General features: G+C 54.5%; 23 protein-coding genes and 1 pseudogene. 14 read left to right on the top strand and 10 right to left on the bottom strand.

Annotated features, from left to right (window positions below):
- The first annotated feature begins 289 nt into the window (after window positions 1-289).
- On the top strand, window positions 290-697 hold the full coding sequence (locus F3J36_RS09020) for a hypothetical protein (protein ID WP_166719528.1): 408 nt from the start codon (window positions 290-292) through the stop codon (window positions 695-697).
- A 383-nt stretch (window positions 698-1,080) separates the two neighbouring features.
- Here the strand turns inward: F3J36_RS09020 and F3J36_RS09015 are convergent, their stop codons facing one another.
- From F3J36_RS09015 to F3J36_RS09000, 4 genes and pseudogenes are all read right to left on the bottom strand, one after another.
- Window positions 1,081-1,380 carry a DUF1493 family protein gene (locus F3J36_RS09015; RefSeq protein WP_166719527.1) on the bottom strand — a complete coding sequence of 100 codons (300 nt, stop codon included), beginning with the start codon at window positions 1,378-1,380 and terminating at the stop codon, window positions 1,081-1,083.
- Window positions 1,374-1,833 (bottom strand): annotated as a pseudogene (locus tag F3J36_RS09010) (STM2901 family protein). The gene F3J36_RS09015 and the pseudogene F3J36_RS09010 overlap by 7 nt, the downstream one beginning before the upstream one ends.
- 264 nt (window positions 1,834-2,097) lie before the next feature.
- Window positions 2,098-2,526 (bottom strand): tautomerase family protein, encoded by a 429-nt coding sequence (locus F3J36_RS09005; protein ID WP_166719526.1) that lies wholly within the window; start codon window positions 2,524-2,526, stop codon window positions 2,098-2,100.
- 68 nt (window positions 2,527-2,594) lie between these two features.
- On the bottom strand, window positions 2,595-3,350 hold the full coding sequence (locus F3J36_RS09000; RefSeq protein ID WP_021506490.1) for an SDR family NAD(P)-dependent oxidoreductase: 756 nt from the start codon (window positions 3,348-3,350) through the stop codon (window positions 2,595-2,597).
- Between the two features lie 230 nt (window positions 3,351-3,580).
- On the opposite strand from F3J36_RS09000, the gene F3J36_RS08995 reads away from it, so the two are divergent.
- The 3 genes from F3J36_RS08995 (at window position 3,581) to F3J36_RS08985 (ending at window position 6,394) form a co-directional block, all read left to right on the top strand.
- Window positions 3,581-4,492 carry an AraC family transcriptional regulator gene (locus F3J36_RS08995; protein ID WP_166719735.1) on the top strand — a complete coding sequence of 304 codons (912 nt, stop codon included), beginning with the start codon at window positions 3,581-3,583 and terminating at the stop codon, window positions 4,490-4,492.
- A 588-nt stretch (window positions 4,493-5,080) separates the two neighbouring features.
- Window positions 5,081-5,542: a type VI secretion system tube protein Hcp gene (locus tag F3J36_RS08990; RefSeq protein ID WP_166719525.1), complete on the top strand. Its 462-nt coding sequence runs from the start codon at window positions 5,081-5,083 to the stop codon at window positions 5,540-5,542.
- 15 nt (window positions 5,543-5,557) lie between these two features.
- Window positions 5,558-6,394 carry a DUF4225 domain-containing protein gene (locus F3J36_RS08985; RefSeq protein ID WP_166719524.1) on the top strand — a complete coding sequence of 279 codons (837 nt, stop codon included), beginning with the start codon at window positions 5,558-5,560 and terminating at the stop codon, window positions 6,392-6,394.
- On the opposite strand, the gene F3J36_RS08980 is transcribed toward F3J36_RS08985, so the two are convergent.
- The gene (locus F3J36_RS08980; protein WP_166719523.1) at window positions 6,391-6,780 is read right to left on the bottom strand and encodes a hypothetical protein; all 390 of its coding nucleotides are present in this window, start codon (window positions 6,778-6,780) and stop codon (window positions 6,391-6,393) included. The genes F3J36_RS08985 and F3J36_RS08980 overlap by 4 nt on opposite strands.
- A gap of 449 nt (window positions 6,781-7,229) precedes the next feature.
- Here F3J36_RS08980 and F3J36_RS08975 point away from each other — a divergent pair, with 449 nt between their 5' ends.
- The 4 genes from F3J36_RS08975 (at window position 7,230) to F3J36_RS08960 (ending at window position 9,454) form a co-directional block, all read left to right on the top strand.
- A complete protein-coding gene (locus F3J36_RS08975) occupies window positions 7,230-7,583 on the top strand; it encodes a hypothetical protein (RefSeq protein WP_021506488.1) in 354 nt (117 codons plus the stop codon).
- Window positions 7,584-7,727: 144 nt separating this feature from the next.
- A complete protein-coding gene (locus tag F3J36_RS08970) occupies window positions 7,728-8,207 on the top strand; it encodes a hypothetical protein (RefSeq protein ID WP_247653164.1) in 480 nt (159 codons plus the stop codon).
- Window positions 8,208-8,398: 191 nt separating this feature from the next.
- Window positions 8,399-8,584 carry a YegP family protein gene (locus tag F3J36_RS08965; RefSeq protein WP_104094051.1) on the top strand — a complete coding sequence of 62 codons (186 nt, stop codon included), beginning with the start codon at window positions 8,399-8,401 and terminating at the stop codon, window positions 8,582-8,584.
- 213 nt (window positions 8,585-8,797) lie between these two features.
- Window positions 8,798-9,454 (top strand): epoxyqueuosine reductase QueH, encoded by a 657-nt coding sequence (locus tag F3J36_RS08960; RefSeq protein WP_031279356.1) that lies wholly within the window; start codon window positions 8,798-8,800, stop codon window positions 9,452-9,454.
- A gap of 37 nt (window positions 9,455-9,491) precedes the next feature.
- Here F3J36_RS08960 and F3J36_RS08955 read toward each other — a convergent pair whose 3' ends face one another.
- Window positions 9,492-10,169 (bottom strand): SDR family oxidoreductase, encoded by a 678-nt coding sequence (locus tag F3J36_RS08955; protein ID WP_166719522.1) that lies wholly within the window; start codon window positions 10,167-10,169, stop codon window positions 9,492-9,494.
- A 159-nt stretch (window positions 10,170-10,328) separates the two neighbouring features.
- The gene (gene mgtA / locus F3J36_RS08950) at window positions 10,329-13,052 is read right to left on the bottom strand and encodes a magnesium-translocating P-type ATPase (protein WP_166719521.1); all 2,724 of its coding nucleotides are present in this window, start codon (window positions 13,050-13,052) and stop codon (window positions 10,329-10,331) included.
- Window positions 13,053-13,802: 750 nt separating this feature from the next.
- Here mgtA and F3J36_RS08945 point away from each other — a divergent pair.
- From F3J36_RS08945 to speG, 6 genes are all read left to right on the top strand, one after another.
- Window positions 13,803-15,371 carry an ABC transporter substrate-binding protein gene (locus F3J36_RS08945; RefSeq protein WP_058776471.1) on the top strand — a complete coding sequence of 523 codons (1,569 nt, stop codon included), beginning with the start codon at window positions 13,803-13,805 and terminating at the stop codon, window positions 15,369-15,371.
- Entirely contained in the window at window positions 15,371-16,423 is a 1,053-nt protein-coding gene (locus F3J36_RS08940) for an ABC transporter permease (protein WP_021506482.1), read from the top strand. The genes F3J36_RS08945 and F3J36_RS08940 overlap by 1 nt, the downstream gene beginning before the upstream one ends.
- The gene (locus F3J36_RS08935) at window positions 16,420-17,277 is read left to right on the top strand and encodes an ABC transporter permease (RefSeq protein ID WP_031279350.1); all 858 of its coding nucleotides are present in this window, start codon (window positions 16,420-16,422) and stop codon (window positions 17,275-17,277) included. Before F3J36_RS08940 ends, F3J36_RS08935 begins: the two co-directional genes overlap by 4 nt.
- The gene (locus F3J36_RS08930; protein ID WP_088515750.1) at window positions 17,267-18,100 is read left to right on the top strand and encodes an ABC transporter ATP-binding protein; all 834 of its coding nucleotides are present in this window, start codon (window positions 17,267-17,269) and stop codon (window positions 18,098-18,100) included. The genes F3J36_RS08935 and F3J36_RS08930 overlap by 11 nt, the downstream gene beginning before the upstream one ends.
- Window positions 18,093-18,758, top strand: coding sequence for an ABC transporter ATP-binding protein (locus F3J36_RS08925; RefSeq protein WP_021506479.1), 666 nt, complete (start codon window positions 18,093-18,095; stop codon window positions 18,756-18,758). The genes F3J36_RS08930 and F3J36_RS08925 overlap by 8 nt, the downstream gene beginning before the upstream one ends.
- An 89-nt stretch (window positions 18,759-18,847) precedes the next feature.
- Window positions 18,848-19,393, top strand: a complete 546-nt coding sequence (speG, locus tag F3J36_RS08920; protein WP_166719520.1) for a spermidine N1-acetyltransferase — start codon at window positions 18,848-18,850, stop codon at window positions 19,391-19,393.
- Window positions 19,394-19,480: 87 nt separating this feature from the next.
- Here the strand turns inward: speG and F3J36_RS08915 are convergent, their stop codons facing one another.
- The 3 genes from F3J36_RS08915 to mmuP all read right to left on the bottom strand — a co-directional run bounded on the left by F3J36_RS08915 (window position 19,481) and on the right by mmuP (window position 22,340).
- A complete protein-coding gene (locus F3J36_RS08915; RefSeq protein ID WP_058758247.1) occupies window positions 19,481-19,903 on the bottom strand; it encodes a hypothetical protein in 423 nt (140 codons plus the stop codon).
- Window positions 19,904-20,002: 99 nt separating this feature from the next.
- On the bottom strand, window positions 20,003-20,935 hold the full coding sequence (gene mmuM, locus F3J36_RS08910) for a homocysteine S-methyltransferase (RefSeq protein ID WP_166719733.1): 933 nt from the start codon (window positions 20,933-20,935) through the stop codon (window positions 20,003-20,005).
- On the bottom strand, window positions 20,925-22,340 hold the full coding sequence (gene mmuP / locus F3J36_RS08905) for an S-methylmethionine permease (protein ID WP_166719519.1): 1,416 nt from the start codon (window positions 22,338-22,340) through the stop codon (window positions 20,925-20,927). The genes mmuM and mmuP overlap by 11 nt, the downstream gene beginning before the upstream one ends.
- Between the last annotated feature and the right edge of the window lie 65 nt (window positions 22,341-22,405).

The raw sequence follows: 22,405 nt of genomic DNA, 5'->3' as shown, positions 1-22,405 counted from the left end.
AATAAAGGATGGATCTAAATTTTTCTTTGCAAATATGTATTAGGTATATAATAGGTTTATTCTATTTACCTGATACCTTAAAATCCTCTGCATAGCTTGGTATAACTAACTTTGCATTATTTCCGTAAAGTATTCTGCAAAATTAACACCTGTTATAATCAAAATTCTTTCCAACTTCATTATCGCTTATCAAGCGGTATGTATTTTAAATATCATAATATTTAAACCTGTCAATAGTTGACTTTATTTTAAAATAAGCTACTTATTGGTTATTTAAGAAGAGCAACCAATGATCGATATAAAAAACAACATAAATAATATGTGGATTTACTTTCCTGAGCATGAAAATGATATTTTAAATGAAGTTTGTATACTTACTTCCTTTCAGTTTTATGACCGTTATCTTTTGGAGTTATCTGCAAGGGAATTCTTGGATTTTTTCCAATATCTTTGCGATTATAAAATCAATAACGAATTTGACGAATCGCATGCAATTTCTCAACTCATTAATTATGGTCTTGGCTACAAATCAGATAAAAGCCATGACAATCAGCCAAATGACTTTAGCTTTTTTCGTGATCGTGTTGAAAAACTTAGAAGTGAACACTTTGCTGAAAGAATCAACAGTGAAAAAAACAAACTAGGATTAAATATTAACTGCATTAGAGGAGGGAGCGGCCTGCATGAGCGTCTATAACTTACACATTTAGGGACATTCATAGCCTTTAAATCATGAAAGGATTTCAATTATGCAACTTCAATGAATCATAATTTGATAAATTTAGTCAAAAAACTACTGTTATGAACTCCTGATTTCTTCACTTTGGGCCCGGCTTTGGCCCAGCTGCTAATTGTAGTTATGAAGAAAACTAGCAAGATCAGAAAAGTATATTTGTATCTACAGAGACGCCAGCGCTTCACATATGGAAGCGATTCGCAAGTTGCGCATCGACTCACCGCAATCAGTTCAGCTTGGCCTGCTCAGCTCTTTTCAATCGAATCCTCAACCCACCGCTAAGTCAGTTGGCAATTCTGCATTTTCAATCCTAGGCTCATATCAACTAAGCGCCTAGAGATGCATCAATCATCCAGCCATCGCCCGGCTTCCGCAGAATCGATCAGGAGCTGAACAGTAAATGGCTTGTGCGGTTCGCTAAAATCATCTGGAAAGTATCGCTGAAAATTAATTGATTTCGGATCAATGCCAAACCTTTCAGAATACTTTTCAAGTAGCTCATAGGCATCAAGAGGATCCATACGAAAATCTTTATTCAAATCAGTAGAATGCTTTAAAGAATAACGTCGAAAGGTAAAAAGGCTTCTACCATTGTACTCGGCCAGAAGTGAATAAACTGCCTGTTCAATATCCTGCCTTACCATATCTTATCTTCCTCTGTAACAATGCGATTGTAACGTACCATAGACTGATAACCTATTTGCGCCACATCGCCCGCCAGGATCACCCAGCCAACCACAGGAATAGCACGCCCTACAAACGTCGAAAGCTTTGATGTCATTATTCTTTTAACTTCAAAAGGATTTGCGGGATTTTGAATCCAGGTAGGTAAGCGGAAAGGGAGCCGAATATCCCTAAGCAGTTTCCTTAAATACTTTGAGGCATAACTTGTGCCGGGCGTAGCACTACCCAGCTTGCCTCTGACGGTGATAGTGTTCTGACCGCTATAAATTGCTGCTGCCGCCAGAACATCCTTCGCGCCAGTGAAATGTTCTGCGGTTACGTCTACCATAATCCAGAAGAATAATTCCCCCCGCACTGAGATTTGTTAGTCCACCATAAAAGTACGTTCCATTTAGCTGTTCGGTGGTATCCATCACCTTCTCCTTTCGCTTTATACGGGGCAAATCTTAAACCCAGGGCCGGACAATTACCATTCCTGTTTCATTCTATTCCTTATCTTATTATGCTCTGCCGATTGTCAACTCAGCCAGCTTAGCTCAGGTAATCACATCTGATATTGATGTACATCTTTCCTTCAGCATGCGTAAGTAACATCAGACATACTCAATAGCCGCAACACTGTAATCTTCACACCATTCCCTGATAGTTTTCCCGCCCCCCTATCAAAAACATTTCCTTCAAATCGCCGCAGCGTTTTCATCGCTGGCGCGAAGCGCTGCCAGATCGGCCTGCTGACCAAATATGCCCCAGTTGGCTTCTTCGATTTCCTGTATCACCACATAGACAGGCGCGACAGAAGTGCCTGACGGACGACGGTCCAGAATTGCGGTTGCTCCCTCGATCAGCTTCTTCTTTGCTTCCTCATCCAGGCCACCTTTGATGACATATATCTGAAGGGACACAACCGGCAACCATGCGGGTTCATCTCCCATAAAGACGTCGTCAGAAGAGTATTCGGCAAAGTAGGTCCAGACCGTACTTCGAACCAGAGGGGAGTCTGGCAGCGCCTCGCAATTAAGTCCTAACTGCGTCAGATCTCTGGCAACCTGTTGACGCTCAGCCGCATCAAAGGTACCTGCTGGCGCATGAATGATCATTTTAGGCATCAAATAGCTCTCATTGCATCAGGGGAACAGGATGGATTCCGCACCGGGCGGAATCCATCATCGGGCAACTAAATGGACTGCCCACCGGAAACTTCAATGCGCTGACCGGTGACCCAGCGGTTGTCCGGTCCCAGCAGGCTGGCAATCATCGGACCGATGTCATCAGGCAGGCCCACGCGACCCAGCGCGGTCATACCCGCAAACGCCTGGTTGTAATCAGGGATGTCACGCACCGCGCCACCCAGGAAATCGGTCTCAATCGCTCCCGGAGCCACGGTATTCACGGTGATGCCGCGGCTGCCCAGTTCTTTCGCCATATACACGGAGAGTATTTCAACGGCGCCCTTGGCAGCCGAGTAGGCCGAGAAACCCGGGAACGACACGCGGGTCAGCCCCGAGGAGAAGTTGACGATGCGTCCGCCATCGACCAGCAGCGGCAGCAGCGACTGCGTCAGAAAAAACACCCCTTTGACGTGTACGTTAAATAACGCGTCAAACTGCTCTTCCGTGGTTGCGCTAAAGTCGGCCATTTCCCCATGCCCGGCGTTGTTGATCAGATGGTCGAACGTTTCGCGTCCCCAGTCACCTTTCAGGATATTGCGCACGGCGGCGACGAAACCCGGGAAGGACGATACGTTGCTGGTATCCAGTTGCAGCGCAACTGCTTTACGGCCAAGCGCCTGAATTTCATTCACCACGGCGTCCGCCGCCTCTTTACCCGTACGATAAGTCACGATGACATCACCACCATGGCGGGCAATGCTCAGTGCGGTATTACGGCCAAGACCCCGGCTGGCGCCAGTTACAAGAGAAAGGGTTGTCATGAAATATCTCCTCAATAGTGGGAGAGTGATTCTAACAATCGGCAGAATTACAAGGTTGCCCAATAATTTTTAATTATTGCCTGATTATTTTTATATTTTTATTTGATGCCGTATTTACTAGAATGTCTTCATCTGAAATTTTTTATTAATTGCCTGATAATATGAAAAAGCGTGATCACTCGTATGAGGAACGTCCTGCTGGGGACAACGAGTTTCAATCTGCCGGGAGGATGGCGTCCTTGCTGCAGGCGGCAAGACGCTACGCTGATGAATACCACAACGGAGCGGGCGTTGCTGCAACGCCGGTGGATGGGGTGTTCATTCTGCGCGAGACCGCACCTACCGCGTTGCAATTCGCTATCACTAAACCGCTAATCGCAATGGTGTTGCAAGGCAGCAAACGCGTGACCATGGGCAGCGATCGTTTTGATTTTGGCGCGGGAGAATCCCTGCTGATCACCATGGACGTGCCAACCGTGAGTCAGGTTATCAGCGCCAGTGCCGACACCCCTTATTATTCTCTGGTCGTGGAACTGGATGCGGCGGTAATTAGTGAACTGATGGCAAATATGGTCGGGCTGGAGGCTGCCACGGATTTGCCCGTAAGCATTGATCAGATCGAAGAAGATGTGGCAGAAGCCGCTTTGCGCCTGCTGAACATGCTTAGCAGACCGCGCGCGCTCGCCGTGCTGGGCAGCCAGTTGGTGCGGGAGTTGCATTACTGGCTATTGTCAGGACGACACGGCAGCGCGCTGCGCGCCCTCGGCAGCACTGACAGCCATGCCCGGCGGATTGCACGGGCAGTCGCGATCATTCGGGCCAATTATGCGCAACCGCTGCGCATGAAAACCCTCGCTGACGCCGCCGGTATGAGTCTCTCGGTATTTCACACGCATTTCCGCCATGTCACCACGCTCACCCCGCTGCAATTCCAGAAACAACTGCGCCTGCTTGAAGCGCGGAGACTGATGCTGACGGAAGGGACGGCCATCGGTATTGCTGCTAATGCGGTGGGATATGAGAGCGTGACGCAGTTTACCCGTGAATATTCACGGCTGTTTGGTTCACCGCCAGCCCGGAATATTCGGGAAACCCGCGCACTCGAGCGTTCGGCCCTGTCCGGTGAGCCGATAAGGCAATAAATTATTCGAGTCTGTCGCTGCCGGGACATATATTCCGGCAGATGACGGAGTCAACTGGTCAGTTATAGACCACTAGCAACGGAAAAGTTAACTGAATCATCACGCATCATTCAGGTACTTTCGAGCAGTTGATAGTATTGGTTTTAATACACAGCAATTAAAATTTTATCATTCGAACCAGTTCGTCGTTCATATCCATGTCGCCACGATAAGAAATAAAACGTAAAGTTCCTCGGGCTTCGACACTAAGTTAGCACAGTTATGTTTATCTTAAGAGTTTGGCATGTAGCCAATCTATTATAGTCGGTTCATGACGATTGCAAGAAAGCGGAGATATAAATCTCAGAAAGTGATTTTTTTAGTAGGTACCACCTATAACAGGGCTGATGAAGTTTCGATATAGCCTTGTACTTTGATAACTATATCCTCTTAGATACTCTACTAACTTCTTCACCACACCACATTCTAACAAAAATTCGCTTTTACTCCCTATATCGTTGTGCGCTACAATCATAGACCATTCGGTGAGTCGGAAGCTGGCGAAGCCGCGTCCGATTTTTAAGGTCTATCAATACAGGGAACGTTTAGGTGAATAGCATATTTCTAAAAATAGATGGTATAAATGGAGAGTCACAGGATTCATCTCACCAAGGCTGGACGGATGCCAACTCATACTCATGGGGGGTGCGTAGAAATGGTGAAGGTGTCGGGCCCGGTAAAACAAATTACCATAATCTCACTGTGCACTGCCAGGTTGATAAAACCACTGCCCCAGCACTGCTATATGCATCTAATGGTAATAAAATCAGGAAGGTAGAACTTTGTGCCTGTAAGGCTGGAGGAGAACAGGTTGAGTACTATCGGGTGACACTTGAAGGGGTAATAATTTCCGAAGTGCTACTTCGGGATATGGGCATGTCCACTGATGTCGAGTATGAGTTTCAGGCAGACAAGGTTAAGTTTCAATATTGGGAGCAGTCTGCCTCCGGTATTAAAGCCGCAGAATCCCGCATGGGGTGGGACATAAAAAATTCACAGTCCTGCTTCTGATAAGGGGAAATGCGGATGTCTACATCCATAATCTATGGCATGGTTGATGAGTTCAATAAAAACTGTACAGAATTGCTGGTAACTGCCAATCGCGCGGCGGCATTCTTTATCAGTGATGGACTTATCAGAACAGAATACCTGTACGATATTGAGCAAATCGTCCGGGCATACAAAAATGACTTCGCCAGAGAAGAGCGCAACCCCTTCCGTCAAGGCGTTATACTGGATGATTTGAAAAAAGAAGTTGATTTAACGAAGCGTGAATATCAGATTTTAAGAATGAAAAACTACGTCACCTACATTCTTACAGATGTGTTCGAAGAGCATGGGATCATTAAATATGGAAAAATAGCATTAGGTATAGCGTCCGGAACAGCTCAGACAGTTGCCGGTGGCAGCCTTCTTTTAGCTGGTACCCGATTTCATGTCCGCAGATTTCAAGGTGCAGGCATTCTCTTGATGGCTCACGGTGCAAACAATGTTTTTGAATCAGCATCCCCTCTGATTTATGAACAAGCACATGCAGGTATTATCAGAAAAATATATCGTAAAGCAGCTATACTTTCTGGCTTTAACAAAGATTCAGGAGATCTGGCTTATAGTATGGTTGATTTCTCTCTCAATGTATATGCAGCAATACGATCACCAATACTTCAGCAAAACAACAATAGGTTAGTCAAAAAGGGCCTTTTTGAAAAACCCGGCACAGGTGCATTATTCAGGGCCGTAGAAAAAGACTATGTTATGAAATGGAACACTAAAAAAACACCAATGAAGCTTTTTTTTGCGGCAGATACTGTTCGGAAAGGCGTTATGGAATTCCCATTAGGTGGATATAAGCAAGATTTTTAAAAAAAACTTCTAATATACAGATTTACCAGCTTCATTTGGGTGAAGAGACCTAATTTATTTTTTCTGGCCGTATAAATAAAATGCACAACGGCTGAAATAACTATCGCACTAAAAAAATAACCAGCCCCTTCTGTTTCACCGACAAAACAAAAAGCCGCCGTAAAAAAGATCAGCATATAGAGATAAATAACGATAACTGAAGACACATCATTGGATAATATCGCGATGACTGAACGCAGGTTAATATCTGAGGTGATTTGCTTTGTAAAAAGCGAATTTATCTCTTTGTAACCAGCTCTAAAACTGAGCAACTCAGACTTATTGAAATCATCACCCCGTATTTTTGATTCAATTTTTTTCAACTTTTTTTGGGTTTTTCCATTCATAATTCCAGCGTCCCTGACCTGACTCATATAGACATTATAATGATCTTGCCTGCTTAATTGGAAGCCCCAAAGTAAATCAACTCACTGCTCAGGGCTTCGGTAATCTCAATCAAAGTCATGCCTGATCGGCTATGGCGAGATTCGAGCTGTCTTTTACGTCTTACTCCAGTACCTGCACAAAAAATCGCACGACTTTTAGGCTTGCGCTGCTGCCCCGCCTTTTCTCTAGCCGACTATGGCACTTAGCACTCATCGTTTCCTTATCCTCTGCGTTGCGCCAGCATTACGCATGCATGGCTCCTACGGCACACGGCTGCGCACTTATGCCAGAAATGCCCACAGAAACGGTACGATTCACTTACAGTTTATTCCTAATGCCCTGCGTTGCGCTCTGTGCCACTCTTAACTACGCTCATAACACTTATGATGCTTAATGAGGGAATAATATTATGAAAAAGACGATTATTGCGTTATCCGCCATTCTTCTGACTTCTACGGCGTTTGCCGCCACACACGCAACCGATGAAACTGTCGCTGACGCCAAAGCGGGCGCCAATACGGCGAAAGAGAAACTGCATCAGGCGCAGCATCAGGGTGAAGAGCAGCAGCTCAAAGCTAAACATGCTGCCGAAGGTAAAAGCGATAGCCTGACCAGCAAAGCGAGCGAAAACTCGCAGAAAGCCTGGAACAGCACCAAAGAAGGTACTGAAAAAGGTTGGGACGCCACCAAAGAAGGCGCGCAGAAAGGCTGGAACAAAACCAAAGAAGGTGCCAGCGATCTGAAGAAGAAAGTCTCTGAGTAATTTCTTCTGATGTAGACAGCGATTGCTCTGCATTCATTTGAGTCAAAAACGCCTGGTGCACTGCATCAGGCGTTTTTACATCATAAGCATATTAATCCGCAGCGAACTTAGTTAAATTTCATTCGCAGGAGCTGCTCTCGCGGCATGGCAAATGGGATGGATTTGGCGCTGATGCAAAAAGTTAATGATGTATCTTTGGTTGAGGTGCAACACGCAACGGACCGCGAACAGGCGAAATCAGAGGTATTACTCAGCGGTAGGTCTACCGGCATAATCATCCCCGGAAAAATCCTTGAAGCAGGTGTCAAAGTTACTGATAACCGCTATGTGCTGTTTGTCACGGATGATGTGCTCTACGAGGAATCACTAACGATTGTGCTGATTGATTCCTCTCAGGGCATTCAGGAAATTGTCACTATTGGCAATGAGTATAACTCCGGCACATTTGAGCAATTGCATATCAGTGACCATTCACTTCAGTTTCGTTTTATCGGTGATTATATCTGGGGCCTGACACTGGAAGATTCACCGAAATTCCAGCTGCCATTTTTCAGCGATCCGAAAGGTGTCTCCCGCAGTAAAGCATTTACCCGATTCATGAAAATCACGGCTTTACCCGTTTGATAAACACGAACTCATTACCCCAAAAGGCCGCGATGCGGCCTTTTTTGTGCCTGCCAGCAACCGGATTAATACAAAACGCTGCGATCCCGCTCCTGGATTCGGGCAAATTCCTAATCAGTGATTGATTAATAAGCAGACTGCGCGAATAGTAAGCGAACCGGCCATCGGGTGCCGGCACAAGGAGAAAGCACATGGGATATTACGTACTGAGAAAAAGTGATACAGCATTGTCGCAGAAATACTGGTTTGTGCTTAAAGCCAGCAACGGCGAAACCATCGCCACCAGCGAGATGTACAGCTCTAAACAGGCGGCGGAAAACGGCATCCGCTCGGTGCAGCAAAACGGTACGTCGACCACCATTCACGACGAGACCTGACCTCGCGCATGACTGCGCAGTGATGCGCGAAGGTGGGTCATTGACCCTGCAAGCGGCGCAATGTATTACGCGATCAATCGCGCCGCTAAGCATCCCCGGTGAACGGGTACCACGCAGCACCACGGGCCCCTCCCTCAATCGCCACCGACGCTTTGCATCGGCCGGCCTTTGCCCCTACACTTGCCGCATCGCCCTTAACCATTAATTAACTTTATGTCCGATACATTTCAACGCCAGCCGCTGCCCTTGCCGAATGGCCACAATAAAGTGCTGCTGCACTCCTGCTGCGCTCCCTGCTCGGGAGAAGTGATGGAGGCGATGCTGGCCTCCGGCATCGATTACACCATTTTCTTCTACAACCCGAACATCCATCCGCTGAAAGAGTACGAGCTGCGCAAAGAGGAGAACATCCGCTTTGCCGAGCAGTTTGGCGTGCCTTTTGTTGATGCCGATTACGACAAAGACAACTGGTTCGAGCGCGCGCGTGGCATGGAGTGGGAGCCGGAGCGCGGCGTGCGCTGCACCATGTGTTTCGACATGCGCTTCGAACGCACCGCGCTGTACGCGCATGAACACGGTTTCCCGGTGATCACCAGTTCACTCGGCATTTCGCGCTGGAAGAATATGCAGCAAATCAACGACTGCGGCGTACGCGCGGCGGCGCGCTATCCGGATATGCTGTACTGGGAGTTTAACTGGCGTAAAGGTGGCGGTTCGTCGCGCATGATTGAGATCAGCAAGCGCGAGCGCTTCTATCAGCAGGAGTATTGCGGCTGCATCTATTCGCTGCGCGATACCAACCGTCACCGCGTAGCAAGTGGTCGCGAACGCATTGAAATCGGCGTGCAGTACTATTCGCCGGATGAGTAAGAAAAAAACCTGCTGGCGCTAACCAGCAGGCTAAGCATTACCAGTTCAGCAGCTGGCCGCGGTAATCCACGTAATGATGGCCGCCACGTCCGCTAAACTGCTGCAGTTGCGTGACCATGCCCTGCGCACTCTCGGTGACGCTGATATCCGCGCCCTCACCGCCCATGTCGGTTTTTACCCAGCCCGGATGCAGTGACAGCAGCGTGCTGCCCTGCTGGTGCATCTGCGTCGCCAGCGCGCGACTCAGCATATTCAGCGCCGCTTTGCTGGCTGAGTAGAACGGCATCGCCGCGTCACGGTTCTCGTTGAGGCTGGCGAGACGCGACGTGGTCAGGCCCAGTACGCTCTGTTTATCGCGCAGCAGCGGCAGCAGGCTCTCCGCCAGGCGCACCGGCGCCACCGCATTGGTAAAGAACAGCTCGCTAAGCTGCGCATCGTCCACGTCGCGCAGCTGTGACGCGTGCGGACCAAGAATCCCGGCGTTAATCAGGATGCAATCAAAGGGTGCGTCGCCGAGCTGCCGGACCAGCGCGTCACGCTGCGCGCCATCGGTGATATCCAGCGCCAGCCACCGCAATTGCGGATGCTGAAACGAAACCGCCGTGGAACGGTAGGTGGCGGTCACCTGCCAGCCCGCCTGCAGTAGTTGCTGCACCACGGCCAGGCCAATGCCTTTTGACGCCCCAATAATCAATGCTCGCTGTTGTTGGCTCATCTGTCTCTCGCTGGTTGGTGTGCCACGAAAAAGGGCAGGATATCCTGCCCTGTTGTCCTTACCGGAACACTAACGTTAGCACGACGATGACCACCATAATTATCAGCAGGTGGCACACCGTTTTATCCAGGTTGCGTTGCTTCATCGCGCCTCCTGCACTCAGAACCACTGGCCAAAGCGCTTGATATACAGCGTTTTCATGCCCTGCGCCACCAGGCAGTAACCGAGCAGCGTGGCCAGCAGCCACGGGAAATAGCTCCATGGCAGCGGCACCAGGCCGACCATCGCGCCGAGCGGCGAGAACGGCAGCAGAATGCCGGCAATCATTACGCAGGCGGTGGTCAGCAGCACCGGCAGCGCCGCGCGGCTCTGGATAAACGGAATCTTGCGCGTGCGCAGCATGTGCACCACCAGCGTCTGCGACAGCAGCCCTTCCACAAACCAGCCGGACTGGAACAGCGACTGCATCGCTGGGGTATTCGCCGCGAACACGTACCACATCAGCGCAAAGGTGGTGATGTCAAAAATTGACGACGTTGGCCCAATCCACAGCATAAAGCGTTTGATGTTGCGCGCGTCCCATTTGCGTGGTTTGCGCAGGAACTCGCGATCCATTTTGTCCCACGGCAGCGCCAGCTGTGACAGATCGTACATCAGGTTCTGAATCAGCAGGTGAATCGCCAGCATCGGCAGGAACGGAATGAACGCGCTCGCCACCAGCACCGAGAACACATTACCGAAGTTCGAACTGGCGGTCATGTTCAGGTACTTGATGATGTTGCCGAACGTCTCGCGCCCCTTCATCACGCCCTCTTCCAGCACCATCAAATCCTTTTCCAGCAGGATGATGTCTGAAGACTCTTTGGCGATATCCGCCGCGCTGTCGACCGAGATCCCCACATCGGCGTCACGCAGCGCCGGCGCATCATTGATGCCGTCACCGAGAAAACCCACCGTATGGCCCTGCTGCTGCAGCGCACGCAGAATGCGTGACTTCTGCAGCGGCGTCAGTTTGGCAAACACCGAGCTGCGCGCCGCGGCCTGCGCCAGCTGCTCATCGCTCATCGCGGCAATCGCCTCGCCGGTGAGGATCTCGCCACAGTCGATGCCCACCTGCTGACAGATGCGCGCCGTCACTACCGGATTATCGCCGGTCAGCACTTTGACCGTTACGCCGTTCTCGTTCAGCGCGGTAATCGCCTTCGCCGCACTCTCCTTCGGCGGATCGAGGAAGGTCAGCAGCCCTTCGATGGTCAGCCCCTGCTCATCCGCGACGCTGAGCGCCTGTTGCAGGCCCGGCTCCGCCAGCGCGCGGCTGGCCACCAGCAGTACGCGGAAGCCCTGCTGATTGTACTGATGCGCCAGCGCCAGCAGCTCCGCGCGACGGGTTTCATTGAGCGGCTGAATCAGTTTGCCTTCGCGTTCGGCGCTGGCAATGCTCAGCATCTCCTCGACTGCGCCCTTACAGATCAGCATCTGCTGGTTGAGGCGGCGGTCACGCACCACCACTGAAACGCGCCGACGCACAAAATCAAACGGCAGCTCATCCACTTTGCTGTAGTAGTCGCTCATGTCCGCGCTGATGCGTCCTTTGCCGTAACGCAGGATGGCGCGATCCATCAGGTTAGGCGTGCCGCTCTGGTAATGGCTGTTGAGCCAGCTCAGCATCAGAACGCGCGAGTTCTCTACCCCGGCACAGTCGAGATGGTGCTCGAGGATAATGTTGTCCTGCGTCAGCGTGCCGGTTTTATCGGTACACAGAATGTCCATGGCGCCGAGGTTCTGGATCGCGTTCAGGCGTTTGACGATCACTTTACGGCGCGACATGGCAATCGCCCCTTTGGCCAGATTCGAGCTGACAATCATCGGCAGCATTTCCGGCGTCAGTCCCACCGCCACCGCCAGCGCGAACAGCGAAGCATCCAGCCAGTCGCCTTTGGTCAGGCCGTTAATCAGCAGCACCACCGGCACCATCACCAGCATGAAACGAATCAGCAGCCAGCTGACGCTGTTCACGCCGCGATCGAAAGCGGTTTGTGTGCGGTTACCAACAATCGATTTCGCCAGGCTGCCGAAGTAAGTTTCCCCGCCGGTCGCTACCACCACCGCTTTGGCGCTGCCGCTGGAGACGTTGGTGCCCATCAGGCATACGCTGCCCAGTTCCAGCAGCGACGCATCTTTGTCGCTGGCGCTGGCCTGCTTGCTGGCCACGTGGCCGGTGACGTCATATTTCTCCACCGGCAGCGATTCGCCGGTCAGAATCGCCTGGCTGATAAACAGATCGCGTGAGTCGAGCAGCCGCACATCGGCGGGTACCAGATCGCCCGCCGAGAGATAGATGATGTCGCCAGGCACCAGGCTGGAGATGTCCACTTCCTGTTTCTGCGGCGCCTGCTGTACCGATTCCCGGCGCAGCACGGTGGCGGTGGTGCGCACCATCGATTTCAGCGCCTGTGCCGCTTTGTTGGTGCGAAACTCCTGCCAGAAGCGCAGCAAACCGCTGAGCGTTACCATCGTCACAATGATGATGACACCGGTCAGATCGGTCTCCTCGCCATGCCGCAGCGGCATCCAGTAGTCGGTGAAAAAGCTCACCAGCGCCAGCGCCAGCAGCACATAGATGAACGGATTATTGAAAGCCTGAATCAGCTGCACCAGCGCCGGTGGCGCTTTATCATGCTCCACCTGATTGCGACCATAAATCTGCAGCCGCGCTTCCGCTTCGCGTTCGACCAGCCCCAGCGCATCGCTGCGCAGGCGCAGCAGCGTTTCGTCGGCGGTAAAAGCGGCTTCGTCTTCAATCAGATAGCGTGCGGTTTTCTGACGTGCCGGACGCACGGTGTTCCAGGCTTTTTTTTCCTGGTTGAGTTTCATGTCAGTCATGATGACACTCCTCGTTTATTTTTTACGGCAATAACGATCCCTGCGCGCCAGGCGCACAAGTCGAAAACATTAATTGTCACGGCGTGACCGGATTAAATTAAAAATAACCTGTCGGGAATTTCCATATTACCTCCCGGAAATAATGGGCGAAGAAAGTCGCTCGCTGAATAACGAGTGAAATAACATAATCCTGGATAACGCTGCGCGCAGCAGCAGCCTGAAGCGGCTTAACGCGCAGGGAAGCTCAGCACGCTGAAGATCAGCGCGCGCATCGAGGCGGAGGGAAAAGTGCGTTTAAAATCATGTGCATGATGCTATTCCCACGGGCATCAGCCCGCTGTGGTGTCATTATCAGGGAACAATCATCAGAAACAGGTGAGGATTGCTGCCCGCCATGTTGGCAAGCAGCGACAAAAGAATTCGCGCGTCAGCTTGCCTTGTATTGCCATCGATAAGGGTGACTGTCCAACTGAATTCTCCTGTGTGAAGTTGCGGCTATTATAGGAGGGCGAAAAGCGAAGTAAAGTTAATTATTCCGGGGTTCAGGTTGATTTAATTTTCGTTGCGATTTGGTTGATAATGCGTGCGGATATAAGGTGCGCCAGAATAATCCGATCGCGTTACGCCCTCTTGCTTATAACTGAAGCGCACCGCTTAGAACCTTATGGCATATGCATAGCCATAAATTGACTATTCTTCACTGTAGCGCTCTCGTAAACTCGCGTTACTTTTTTAAGGCAAGGAAACAACATGAAAAAAATTATTCCCTCACTGCTGGCGCTGTCGCTGGTAGCCGCCTTCTCTGCGCAGGCCGCCACGCCGAAAGATACGCTGGTGATTGCGCAGTCTACGGATGATGCGGACAGCTTTGATCCGGCCCAGGGCTTTGAACTGACCACGGTGCAAGCGTTCACTAACATTTATCAGCGCCTGGTGCAGTCCGATCCGGCCAATCCAACCGATCTTAAGCCAACGCTGGCGACGTCGTGGCAGCCGGGCAGCGATAACCGCAGCCTGACGTTTGCGCTGCGCAAAGACGCGAAATTCGCCAGCGGTAACCCGCTGCGCCCGGAAGATGTCATCTTCTCGCTGGGCCGCGTGGTGAAACTCAACCTCGATCCGTCCTTTATTCTGACCCAGCTCGGCTGGAACAAAGACAACGTCGACAGCTTCCTGAAAAAGGTCGATGAAGACCACGTACAGATTAGCTGGAGCGCCAACGTCAGCCCGGCCTATGTGCTGAGCCTGCTGTCCGCGCCGGTCTCCTCGATCGTTGATGAAAAAACCGCGCAGGCCAACGCCAAAAACGGTGATTTCGGCCACGCGTGGCTCGGCACCCACTCGGCCGGCAGCGGCCCGTTCCAGATTCGCAAAGTGGTGCTGCATGAAGCGATACTGCTCAGCGCCAACCCGACCTCACCGGCCGGTGCACCGAAGCTGAAAAACATTCTGATCAAAAACGTGCCGGAGCCGGCAGCGCGCCGTCTGCTGCTGGAACAGGGCGATGTCGATATCGCGCGTAACCTCGGTGCTGACCAGATCGCTGCGCTGAAGGGCAAAGCCGGCGTGAAGACCGAAGCGATTCCGATGGCGTCGCTCTACTACATTCAGTTCAACGTCGGTGCCAATCCGGTACTGAAGAACCCGGCGCTGTGGGAAGCGGCACGTTACCTGTTCGACTATAAAGGTATCGCCAATGACCTGCTGAAGGGCCAGTTTGAAGTGCACCAGACCTTCCTGCCGAAGGGTTTCCTCGGTGCGCTGAACGACACGCCTTACAGCTACGATCCGGAGAAAGCCAAAGCGATTCTGCAGAAGGCCGGCCTGACCAACGTCAGCTTTAAGCTCTCCACCAGCAATCAGCCGCCGTACCTTGATATCGCGCAGGCGCTGCAGGGCAGCTTCGCCAAAGGCGGCGTGAAGGTGGAAGTGCAGCCGGGCTTAAGCTCTGAAGTCTCCACCCGCGTGAAGGCGCATCAGTATGAAGCTACGCTCAACGCCTGGGGCGCGGATTACTTCGACCCGAACACCAACGCCGCGTCTTTCGCTTACAACCCGGAAGATGGCAGCAAAACCATTGCTTACCGTTCAGACTGGCACATTCCGGAGCTGAGCAAACAGACGCTGGCGGCGACGGCCGAAGCCGACAGCAATAAGCGCGTTGCGCTTTATCAGGCGATGCAGCGTGAAGTGCTGAAGAACTCGCCGTATGTGATTGGCCTGCAGGCGCGTAACCTGATTGCGCTGCGCGACAATCTGCAGGGCTATGTGCAGGGGATCAACCCGGACATGGTGTATTACGCGCAGGTTTCGAAGTAATGGCAGCGTCAGCGTCATCGGCCGGGTTCGCCCGGCCACTCTGGCAGCGCTTCAGCCGCCTCGTCACCAGTCTGCTGTCGCTGCTGGTGACGCTGGTGGGTTTGTTAGCGTTTACTTTCATGCTGTCGCACCTGTCGCCAGTCGACCCGGTGCAGCAAATCGCCGGCGATCACGCCAGCGAAGCCACCTATGCTCAGGTGCGTCACGACCTGGGGCTGGATCAGCCGGTACTGGTACAGTTCTGGCGCTATATCAGCCATCTGGCGCAGGGCAATCTCGGCCTGTCGCACCTGACCAATCAGCCAGTCAGCGCCGACCTGATGCGCACCTTCCCCGCCACGCTTGAGCTGGCGACCTGTTCGATGATTTTCGCTGCGGTGTTCGGCGTGACGCTCGCGCTGCTGGCGGCGTGGAAACCGGGCAGCGTCATCGATAATGTGGCGCGCTTTATCTCGCTGCTGGGCTACTCGGTGCCGGTGTTCTGGCTCGGCCTGCTGGGCCTGCTGCTGTTTTACGCCGTGCTGCACTGGTCCGCCGGTCCGGGCCAGCTGGATGATATCTGGATTTATACCCTTGAACCGAAGACCGGCTTTGTACTGATTGATAGCTGGCTCTCCGGCGATGCGGAAATGTTTCGCAACGCGATTGCCCATCTGTGGCTGCCGGTGGTGATTCTCGGCCTGCTGGCGATGGCAGGCATTACGCGTTTGCTGCGCGCGGCGCTGCTGGAAGAGAGCAGCAAAGAGTATGTGGTGCTGGCGCGCGCGAAAGGCGCTGGCCGGGCGCGCATTCTGCTGCGTCATATTTTCCCCAACGTGCTGGGCACGCTGATCACCGTTATTGCCCTCTCCTACGCCACGCTGCTGGAAGGGTCCGTGCTGACGGAAACCGTATTCGCCTGGCCGGGCGTCGGTCGCTACATGACCAACGCGCTGTTTTCCGCGGATGTTCCGGCGATTCTCGGCGCTACGTTGCTGATTGGCAGCTGCTTTATCCTGCTCAATGCCGTGGCCGACGCCCTCACCTGGTTAACCGATCCGAGAACCCGATGACTCAACAACTTCATGAACTGGAAACCGTGCGTCCGCGCCGGCGCCGGGCGCGTATCACCTCGCTGACCATCGGCCTGACGCTGGTGATCGTGCTGGTGGCCATGGCGCTGCTGGCGCCGCTGCTGGCGCCGTTTGATCCTAACGCGCAGGTGATTGAACAGCGTCTGCTGGCGCCGTCGGCGCTGCACTGGTTCGGCACCGACGGCTTCGGCCGCGATTTATTGTCGCGCGTGATCTACGGCGCACGTCCGACGCTGCTGCTGGTGTCGCTGATTCTGGTGCTGACCATCCCGGTTGGCCTGTTAGTCGGCATCACTGCCGGCTACGTCGGCGGCTGGACCGAACGCGTGCTGATGCGCATCACCGATATTTTCCTGTCGCTGCCCAACCTGGTGATTGCGCTGGCGCTGGTGGCAATGCTGGGTCCGGGCCTGATGAACGGCGCGCTGGCGCTGGCGCTCACCAGCTGGCCGCCGTTTGCACGGCAGGCTCGCGCGGAAACCCTGGCATTGCGCCGCAGCGATTACCTCGCCGCCGCGCGCATGCAGGGTATTACCGGCCTGCGCCTGATGTTTGGCCACATTCTGCCGCTCTGCCTGCCGACCGCCGTGGTGCGTGCCGCGCTGAGCCTCGGCGGAATTATTCTTTCTGCCGCCGGGCTGGGCTTCCTCGGCATGGGCGTACAGCCGCCAACCGCCGAATGGGGCTCGATGGTAGCAGAAGGCAGTAAAGTGATTTTCGACCAATGGTGGGTGGCGGCAGCGCCCGGCGCAGCCATTCTGTTCGCCAGCCTGGCGTTTAACCTGACAGGCGACGGCCTGCGTGACCGACTGGATACCCGCCATGCCAAATGATCTGTTAATTGATGCGCAGGGGCTGACGATTCGCAGCCACGACGCGCTGCTGGTGGATAACATCAGCTTTACCCTTGGCCGCGAACGCGTGGCGCTGGTCGGTGAATCCGGCTCGGGCAAATCCCTGACCGCGCGTGCGCTGATGGGCCTGCTGTCGCCCGCGCTGCAGCTGCAGGCTGACCGGCTACAGGTGGCGGGCGCAGACGCCCTGCATCTGCGCGAGCGCGACTGGATCGGCCTGCGCGGCGGCAAAGTGGCGATGGTCATGCAGGACCCGAAATACGCGCTCAACCCGACGCGCACCATTGGCTGGCAGGTTGAAGAGCCGCTGGTGCTGCACCGCAAGCTGAGCCGTGCCGAGCGCAAAGAGAAAGTGTGCGAGATGCTGGACGCGGTGGGCCTGCCCGAGCCGCGCCAGCTGATGAAGCGCTATCCGCATCAGCTCTCCGGCGGCATGGGCCAGCGCGTGATGCTGGCGATCGCGCTGATTACCGATCCCGATCTGCTGATTGCCGATGAGCCAACCTCGGCGCTCGATCACGCCATGCGCGATCAGGTGCTGGCGCTGATTCGTCGCCTGGTGGAGCAGCGCAACATGGGCCTGCTGCTGATCAGTCACGATCTGCAACAGGTCTCCGAGCACTGTCAGCGGGTGATGGTGATGTATAAAGGCCGCCTGCTGGACACCCTGCCGGCGGCGCAGCTGTCGGACGCCAGCCATCCTTATACCCGCACGCTGTGGGCCTGCCGTCCGGGTAAAGCGACGCATGGCGAACGCCTGCCGGTGCTGGATCGCGCGGCGCTGGAGAAGATGCATGATTGAATTAGCCAACCTGAGCGTCTCGCACAAACAGGGTTATGAACTGCGCACCGTGGTGCACGATGTGAACCTGCAGGTGGCGGCCGGCGAGTGTTTCGGTCTGGTGGGGCCTTCCGGCTGCGGTAAATCGTCGCTGCTGTGGGTGATGGCCGGACTGAATCCGCACTGGCGCGGCCAGATGACGCTGGCGAATACCGCCGTGCAGCCGGGCAAACCCTTTACCGGCCAGCTGCGGCGCGATGTGCAGATGGTGTTTCAGGATCCTTACGCTTCGCTGCATCCGCGCCACCGGCTGCGCCGCACGCTGGCGGAACCGCTTAAGCTGCTGCGACGCGACAACATCGACGATCGCATCAACGCGGGCTTCCGCCATGTCGGGCTGGATCCGGCGCTGGCGGATCGCTACCCGCATCAGCTGTCCGGCGGACAGCGTCAGCGCGTGGCCATCGTGCGCGCCCTGCTGCTGGAGCCTAAGATCCTGCTGCTGGATGAGCCGACATCGGCGCTGGATATGTCTGTGCAGGCCGAGATCCTGAATCTGCTTAACGATCTCAAACAGAATGATGGCCTGACCATGGTGCTGGTCAGCCACGATCCTGACGTAATCGATCATATGTGCGATCGCGCTGCGCGCATGGCGCAGGGCCGGATTGTTGGTTAGCATGGCATGAGCGCAACGCGGCGCGGTTTATCCCGAAGGTAGATTGCGCCGCTGCCCAACAGCCATTCAGTCATCTAAAGGAACACCGTATGACGGTAAAATTACGTCCGCTGGAGCGGGAAGACCTGCACTTTGTCCATCAGCTGGATAACAATGCCAGCGTAATGCGCTACTGGTTTGAAGAGCCGTACGAAGCGTTTGTGGAGCTTTCTGACCTGTATGATAAGCACATCCACGATCAGACCGAGCGGCGCTTTGTGGTGGAACACGACGGGCAAAAAACCGGGCTGGTCGAGCTGGTGGAGATCAACCACGTGCATCGCCGGGCGGAGTTTCAGATCATCATCGACCCGGCGCATCAGGGCAAGGGCTTAGCCAGCAGAGCGGCAAAGCTGGCGATGGATTACGGCTTTTCGGTGCTCAATCTCTACAAGCTGTATCTGATTGTCGATCAGGAGAACGAGAAGGCGATTCATATCTACACCAAGCTCGGTTTCGAGGTGGAAGGCGTGCTGAAGCACGAGTTTTTCATCAACGGCGAGTACCGCAACACCATCCGCATGTGCATTTTCCAGCAGCAGTACCTGGCGCAGCATAAATCCGGTAATGCGATGGTGAAACCTACCGCGCAATAATAACCCTCGGCACAAACCGTAGCGGCGCAATTTATTGCGCGTATTTAACTAAGCGCGATAAATCGCGCCGCTCCGCATCCGTGCAAATTATCCGCCGCGTGCGCCGACCACGTTAAGATGCGGCTGCGGGTGCGCTGGCTTCAGGTCATACATGCCGCCATAAAACGGATCGACCACCAGCCAGCCGGGGAAACCGAGCAGCGGAATATTGCCCAGCACGTACCACAGGTTGGCACTGGCTTCGATGGGCAGCGTCAGCGGCACGTAGCCCGGACTCTCCAGCATCACCTGATAATGTTTCTTACCGAAATAGGTGCCATTGGATTTCGCCAGATCCACCGTCTGCGGCGTATAGCCCTGCGCCACCGCGCGGCCGGTTTCATCCTGCACGGTGAAACGCGCGCCCTGCGGCACAGAGTCAATTTTTACCGGTTGCGTTTCGGTGCCGACAATGGTGGCACAGCCGCTCAGCAGCAGCGCACAGGCGGGAAGAAGATGTCGCAGGTTCATAGCAGGTCCGCATCAGAATCAGAAAGAACAGTCTAAACTGCCCTCTCGACCTTTTCACCCGCCTCAATCGCGCTATCAGTGGCGCTTTTCTGCGCTTTATTACGGTTGACAACAGGCGGCAATCGCCGCGATATCCTGCGGCGTGGTGCGGCAGCAGCCGCCAATCAGCCGGGCGCCCGCCTGTTGCCACTCGGGGAACTTATCGTGCAGCGTGCAGCCAGACGGCGCTGAGTGCCAGCTTTTGCTGACAGCATCATACTGCTCGCCGGAGTTAGGATAGACCAGCAGCGGCTTGTCCGTCAGCGCCTGTAGCGTTTGCAGCGCCGGCGTCACGCTCTCCAGCGCCACGCAGTTGAGGCCGACAGCGACCACCTGCGGCGCGGCATTGATGACTTCCGCCACCTTGCTCAGCGGCGTGCCGTCACTCAGGTGTTGCGCATCGCGCAGCGTGAAGGAGAACCACGCGCTGCTGTGCGGGAACTCCGCCAGCAGGCTAATCAGCGCCTGAATTTCACCAAACGACGGCAGCGTTTCACACGCCAGCAAATCCACGCCCGCCTCCAGCAGCGCCGCCACGCGCGGACGGTGGAAATCTTTCATTTCGGCAGCCGGTAAGGCGTAGTCGCCGCGATACTCGGCGCCGTTGGCCAGATAAGCGCCGTAAGGACCGACCGATCCGGCCACCAGCAGCGGTGCCTGGCTGCCAGAAGCGGCACGGTAATCGTCACGCGCCCGCTGGGCCAGCGTCACGCTCTGGCGGATCAGCGCACTGGCCTGGCCGCTATCCAGTCCGCGGGCGGCAAAGCCCAGCGGCGTCGCCTGATAGCTGGCGGTGATCGCCACATTAGCGCCGGCGGCGAAATAGTCATAGTGCACCTGATAAATCAGCTCGGGATTTTCCATCAGCACTTTGGCTGACCACAGCGTATCGGCCAGATTACAGCCGCGCGCTTCCAGCTCTGTCGCCAGCGCGCCATCCAGAATCAGGGTATCAGTGTGAGTCAGGGCCGCAGCGATGGGGTTACGCGACATCATCGGTCTCCTTAGCGTTGAAAGCGTGTTGGCGTTTTTGCGTCAGATAATAAGCAGCGTAGCAGAACAGTACAAAAGGAATGCCGCACCATAGCGCGATGCGCTGTGACGGGTCAAAGGCCAGCCCGATGCACGCCAGCAGACACAGGGTAAATCCGAGGATCGGCACCAGCGGATAGAACGGCGCGCGGTAGGCCAGCTGCTGCGGCGTATTGCCCGCCTGCAGATAGCGACGACGGAACATGTAGTGTGAGGCGCAAATGCTCAGCCACACCGCCACCACGGCAAAGCCGGAAATCGCTGACAGTGCCACAAACACCGTATCCGGCGCGATCACGCTGGAAAACAGCGCCAGCAGGCCACCGAGCATACTCACGGTGATGGCCAGCTGCGGAATGCCGCGCCGGTTGACCCGGGCAAAGCAGCGCGGCAGCGTGTTTTCATTGGCCAGCGACCACAGCATCCGTCCCGAGGCGTACAGTCCGGAGTTCGCGGCTGACAGGATCGCGGTGAGGATCACGAAGTTGAAAATATCCGCCGCGTACGGGATGCCAATCTTTTCGAACACCAGTACGAACGGACTTTTAACGATGCCCGCCTGATCCATCGGGATCAGCGCGGCCAGCACAAAGACCGTGCCGATAAAGAAGATGATCAGGCGCGCCACGGTGGTGCGAATCGCCAGCGGCAGCGCTTTCTGCGGCTGCTCGGTTTCACCCGCCGCAATGCCGATCAGCTCGGTTCCGGAGAAGGCAAAATTCACCGCCACCATGGTCATCAGAATCGGCAGCGTACCGTGCGGCAGCCAGCCGGAAGCGGTCAGGTTATGTAATCCCGGCGCCGCGCTGCCGTCTTTCATCGGGATGAACCCCAGCATCGCCGCTGCGCCCAGCACGATAAAGGCAATGATAGTGATCACTTTAATGATGGAGAACCAGAACTCTCCTTCGGCAAAGAAGCGCGTCGAGACACTATTCAGCAGATAGATGGCGACACAGAACACCAGGCACCACAGCCACACCGGCACCGTTGGGAACCAGTACTGCATGCAGAAACCGGCGGCGGTCAGGCTGGAGCCGAGCGCCACCGTCCAGGTGAGCCAGTAGAGCCAGGCCACGGTGTAACCGGTCGCCGGACTGAGGTAGCGCGCGGCGTAGACGTGAAACGCGCCGGTTTCAGGCATCGCTACCGCCAGCTCGCCAAGACACACCATCACCAGCCATACCACCAGCGCACCAATCAGATAGGCCAGCAGCGTGCCCGCTGCGCCGGTGGTGGAGATGATGTAGCCGGTGTTGAAAAACAGCCCGGTACCAATCACGCCGCCGAGCGACAGCATCACCAGATGCCGCACCTTCATGCTGCGCTTGAAGTTTGCCTGCGAAGGCGTCGGTTCAGTTTGCATTCTTTATATCCATATGGACGTCTAAACTTCTATATGGACACAGAGTTATACGCATCCGCGCGGTA

It is taken from the genome of Pantoea sp. Cy-640, assembly GCF_011752635.1.
GTDB lineage: Bacteria > Pseudomonadota > Gammaproteobacteria > Enterobacterales > Enterobacteriaceae > Pantoea > Pantoea dispersa.
The sequence above is the reverse complement of the archived record's forward strand: the minus strand, read 5'-3'. Positions and strand labels throughout refer to the sequence as shown.